The organism is Myxococcus sp. AB025B (assembly GCF_006518215.1).
GTDB lineage: Bacteria > Myxococcota > Myxococcia > Myxococcales > Myxococcaceae > Myxococcus > Myxococcus fulvus.
In genome coordinates this window covers 1-1,431 of sequence record NZ_SRLW01000625.1, presented here as the reverse complement: position 1 = coordinate 1,431, position 1,431 = coordinate 1, and the positions used below count along the sequence as shown (strand labels likewise).

Here is a 1,431-nt window from a genome sequence, read left to right as displayed (position 1 = left end):
GGCGAGCCAGGGGATGCAAGGCAGGAGCGAGCGTCACCACATCGCCACGAACAAGAACGACGTCTCCACCGTGCGCGGCGGCCCCTGGTCACCGCGATTCCGCGAGCTCTTCCAACGGGCCGGGATGCAGCTCAAGGACCCCGAGAACATCGTCGAGGTCGTCGGTCACAAGGGGCCTCATCCCGAGCGATATCATCGGTTCGTCATGGGGCGGCTGGCGAGGGCATTGGGGAACTGCCGGAGGGTGGTAGATTGCCGGAAACGACTCACCAGCGAACTGGCGCTTCTCGGCAAGGATGCCCAGACCCCAGGTTCGTATCTTCACAGGCTTCTGACTCAACGAAAATGAGGTCGTCAGGTCATCCACCATGCCGAAGCACTCTCGTTACTTCAGTCTTGCCGAGAACGTTCAGGCTGGCAGTTGGTACCTGGGGGTTCCGCTGGACGAGCGGGGACAGGAACCGGATGACCTCTGGGAGTTCACGTCGGGACGACCCGCGACGACGCATGGCCGACTGACGCTCCCCATTCAGGAAGCCGGGCGACGACGTGACTTCAGCCTGGCGGGCGTCAGCATGACCCCTGTTGTCCATGTTCGAGTGGCTGCCCTCTTCGCGGAGCTTGCTCCTGAGGACGTTCAACTGCTCCCCGCGAACATCGCGGGCTGCCCGGATGAGTACCTCGTGCTCGTCGCCACGAAGCTGGTCCGATGCATCGACGACGCGGCGACGGAGGACGTCCTCTATTGGAAGCCGGAGGATGAGCGGCCGGACATGCTCGGCCAGTACCGCAGCGTCTTCGGCATGAAGCTCGACCACTCACGCGTCGGCGACGCGAAGGTGTTCCGCACCTGGGGCTGGCCCGTTGCCCTCATCGTCTCCGAGGACATCAAAACAGCCCTGGAGCGAGCGAACGTCACGGGCGCCGAGTTCGAAGAGGTCTGACCGTCCGCGGTCCGCAGGCCCTTCGAGCCCCCTTCGCTGAACGATTACGACGCTCTACCTCTCGCGAGGTATGGCCGGTGATGGGGCGCCCCCCGATACTGGGTTGACTCATCGCTGGAAGGGGGCTCTGCATGACGTCCATCCACTGGAATCAAACACAGACCATGCGCATCCGCATGGCCTGAAAGCCCGGCGGTCCGGCACGAATCGAGGGTGCCACGCCGCGGGCCGTTGTCAGCGCCCTCCAGAAGCTCCGATTCCAAACGCTCTCGGCACATGGGGTGTGCCGGCATACCGGAGGTGTCACTTGAACGCCGTTCTCAAGACGATTGCAGTGGTGGGTGTTGTCGGCCTGGGGTTCTCTTCCACCACGGTTCGCGCGGAGGCCACCCTGTCACCGGAGGCATCCCCGGTGTCGGGGCTCATGCGGGAGTCGAACTGGACCTGGACGGACTTTGGTGGGCAGGCGGTGGGCTGGGCCGCGGGG

General features: G+C 64.4%; 3 protein-coding genes. All 3 read left to right on the top strand.

Features of this window, described 5'->3' with window-relative positions:
* Positions 1–349: AHH domain-containing protein (locus FL311_RS43145; protein WP_194869640.1), on the top strand; the 349-nt coding region annotated here is incomplete at its 5' end.
* Positions 350–368: 19 nt separating this feature from the next.
* The gene (locus tag FL311_RS43140) at positions 369–944 is read left to right on the top strand and encodes a DUF1629 domain-containing protein (RefSeq protein ID WP_141333483.1); all 576 of its coding nucleotides are present in this window, start codon (positions 369–371) and stop codon (positions 942–944) included.
* 307 nt (positions 945–1,251) lie between these two features.
* A partial coding sequence (locus tag FL311_RS43135) for a hypothetical protein (protein ID WP_141333481.1) occupies positions 1,252–1,431 on the top strand: 180 nt, incomplete at its 3' end.